Origin of the sequence: Actinomadura sp. HBU206391 (assembly GCF_014323665.1) — a bacterium.
Taxonomy (GTDB): Bacteria; Actinomycetota; Actinomycetes; order Streptosporangiales; family Streptosporangiaceae; genus Actinomadura_C.
In genome coordinates, this window is the sequence record NZ_JABVEB010000419.1 from 1 (window position 1) to 3,497 (window position 3,497).

3 protein-coding genes are annotated in these 3,497 nt (G+C 61.7%); all 3 read left to right on the forward strand.

Translation table 11 applies throughout. The features are described from left to right. Positions 1–1,968, forward strand: a 1,968-nt coding sequence (locus HKK72_RS37575) for a polymorphic toxin-type HINT domain-containing protein (RefSeq protein ID WP_187239152.1), incomplete at its 5' end; no start/stop codon positions are given. Further along, on the forward strand, positions 1,968–2,246 hold the full coding sequence (locus HKK72_RS37580) for a MafI family immunity protein (RefSeq protein ID WP_187239153.1): 279 nt from the start codon (positions 1,968–1,970) through the stop codon (positions 2,244–2,246). The genes HKK72_RS37575 and HKK72_RS37580, both read left to right, overlap by 1 nt. Before the next feature lie 123 nt (positions 2,247–2,369). Then, a complete protein-coding gene (locus HKK72_RS37585) occupies positions 2,370–3,455 on the forward strand; it encodes an integrase core domain-containing protein (RefSeq protein WP_187239154.1) in 1,086 nt (361 codons plus the stop codon). The last annotated feature ends 42 nt before the right edge of the window (positions 3,456–3,497 follow it).

Below are 3,497 nucleotides of genomic sequence, written 5' to 3' on the forward strand. Positions count from 1 at the left end.
CCCACCACCAACTACACCCGCGAATACACCCCACCCACCACAGGACACCGGCTCCCCGCCGTAAACCAAACCGGCACCAACGCCCACCTCGAGACCTTCACCTACGACGAGGCCGGCAACACAACCCAACGCAAAATCGGCTCGGCCACCCAAACCCTCGACTGGGACAACGAAGGCGAACTCACCAAACTCACCGACACCGCCAAAGGCGAAACCAGCTACCTCTACGACGCCGACGGAAACCGGCTCATCCGCCGCGACCCCACCGGGACCACTCTCTACCTGCCCCGCACCGAACTCCACCAAGCCAAAGACGCCACCACCGCAACCGGCACCCGCTACTACACCCACGCCGGCCAAACCATAGCGATGCGCACCAACGCCGGCGTCCAATTCCTATCCCCCGACCACCACGGCACCGCCGAACTACAAATCAACGCCTCCACCCAAACCCTCACCCAACGCCGCTTCACACCCTTCGGCCAACCCCGCGGCACCGCAACCGGCACCTGGACCGGCGACCAAAACTTCGTCGGCGGAACACGGGACACCGCCACCGACCTCATCCACCTCGGCGCCCGCGAATACGATCCCAACACCGGCCGATTCATTTCCGTCGACCCGCTCTTCAATCTGGAATTCCCGCAAGGCTACAACGGCTACTCCTACTCCAACCACAACCCCGTCAACATCAGCGACCCCACCGGACTCGACGGCCCGCTGACAGATAGCACCAGGTGCCTTTACAACATCGGAGGCTGCAAGAACAAGAGCAAGGGCAAGGCCCCTACCTCACCGGCGCCGGACTACCCCGGATTTTTCCCTGACACTCCAGCAGGACCCACGAGGCATGCTAAATACAGCAAACTGCTCCAGGACCTCGAGCTGCCGCATGACGCAGAGGAATATCGCGTATACATGCAGGCAAAGCTCGCATTCTGCTCCGAATACCCCAGCGACTCTATGTGTGGTGGCAGTAATCCCCGCGAGGCGCTCGCGGGTGTTGGGGCGTTGCCTGTTCCAGGTAGCGATATCGCAGACGCCGTCAACGGCGTGTGGTACCTGCTCGAGGGAGACTGGAAAAACGCACTTGCCTCCGGACTCGCCATAGTCCCGCTCCTGGGGAGCTTGGCGGTCCTCAGGAAAGGCGCGAAAGGGACCAAGGGTGGTATACCGAAAGCCTGCAGCAGCTTCGTACCAGGTACCGAGGTCCTACTCGCCAACGGCGAACAAAAGCCGATCGAAGACATCAAGGCCGGCGACAAGATCCTCGCCACCGACCCCGAGACCGGACAGACCCAGGCCAAGGACGTCCTGGCCACGATCACCAGCAACGGCCAAAAGAACCTGGTCGAAGTAACCGTCGACACCGACGGCAAGCACGGTGACAACACCGGCCTGGTGATCGCGACCGACAGCCACCCCTTCTGGGTCGCCGGAAAACACAAAAAGTGGACCAAAGCCGCCGACCTCAAACCCGGCATGTGGCTCCGCACCAGCGCCGGCACCCACACCCAGATCACCGCCATCAACACCTGGACCCGGCACCAGCAAGTCCACAACCTCACCATCGACGGCATCCACACGTACTATGTAGAAGCAGGTAACACACCGGTCCTAGTGCACAACAGCAACTGCGGACTGGGGCGTGATCTGATCGATGGTGATGCGCAGTATCACATCATCGCAGGCAACCGGACCGGAGGTGGGCATAAATGGCCAGGGCAGCCCGGAAAGACAGTATTCCCGGAGTCCTGGGATACAGACAAGATTCTCGATGGCGTTGCGGATGTAGCCACCAACCCTACGAGCACCTGGATGTGGCAGAAGGGTGCGCAAGGCTCTATGTACACAAAGAAGGGTGATCCATCTCGAGTCAAGATCGAGGGCGTGTATGATGGCGTGAATATTCGCGTTATCTACGAGCCGGCTACGGCCCGTGTCATCACAGGCTTCCCAATCGGGTGATGTTGTTGGATTTCAGGCAAGCACAAGCCGACATACTAGCGCTTCTAAACGAGTCGTCGATTACAGCAAGTGATGTAAGAACTGACATCAAGGAGTTGGTGTACGTCGGAGAAATAGGGCTAGCGTTCGACACCCTTTGCTCCTGGCTGTACGAAGATTCGCTCGCCATATCGCGTCCTTTTTACGAACGACTCCTTGCGCTCTCGGTTGATCTGGAAGAGCCGAGAGCGGTGGAGAGACTCGAGGAACTCGTGGTCGAGGCCAATCCAGACCCGTGACCCCGCAGCGCTGGCCCGACCTCGACGAAGCAACCGTGAGCTTGTGCCGCTCGAATATTCGGTTCCGGGTCGTGGCCTGCGGTTTCGCTGCTGAGGTGTTGCCTGGGTTGAGAGCATCACGAGATGGTGTTCTCCCTGGTGTATCTGATCGTCCGGAAGTTGCTGGGTCTCGTGCTGATCATCTGGCGCAGTGAGTTGTCCAAGGACGTCGAGTTACTCGTGCTCCGTCATGAGAACGCCATGCTGCGCCGCCAGGTCCCGCGCCCCCGGTACCAGTCGGCCGACCGGATCTGGTTCGCGGCACTGTCCCGGCTTCTCCCTCGCCACCTCTGGCCGACCGTGTTCCCGGTGACGCCTGCGACGATCCTGCGCTGGCATCGTCGCCTTGTCTCTCGCACATGGACCTACACCGACCGGCGCCGGCCAGGACGTCCACCGACACAGGCGGCGGTCAGGAACCTGATCGTGCGGATGGCTCGCGACAATCCGGGTTGGGGGCATCGGCGGATCCAGGGCGAGCTGGCCCGCCTCGGCCACCAGGTCGCAGCGTCGACGGTCTGGGAGGCATTGAACGCGGCCGGTATCGATCCGGCACCGCGCAGGTCTGGGCCCACCTGGCGGCAGTTCCTGTCCGCTCAGGCGCACGGCCTGATCGCGTGTGACTTCTTCACGGTAGACACGATCGTGCTGAAACGGCTCTATGTCCTGGTGTTCATCGAGCACGGCACCCGTCGGCTGCACCTGGGAGGGGTCACCGCCAACCCGACCGGCGCGTGGGTTACCCAGCAGGCTCGGAACTTGGCCATGGACCTGGGGGAGCGGATGGGCTCGCTGCGATTTCTGGTGCGTGACCGGGACACCAAGTTCGTTGCCGCCTTCGACGAGGTCTTCCGGGCCGCCGGTGTGCGGATCATCAAGACTCCGCCGCAGGCTCCGCGGGCGAACGCGATCTGCGAGCGCCTGGTCGGGACGCTCCGCCGCGAGATGCTCGACCAGATGTTGATCTTCAACGAGAAACATCTCGCCAAGATCCTCACCGAGTACGCCAAGCACTATAACCGGCACCGCCCGCACCAGTCCCGAAACCAACGACCACCGATGGTCGAGACGACCGACACACGGCCGATCACCGACCTGGCCGATGTTCGTTCTGTCCGGCGACAACCAATCCTCAGCGGCATGATCAACCAATATCACCGGGCCGCCTGAACATGCAGGTCAACGACCCGAACCCTATTTTCGAGCGTCACA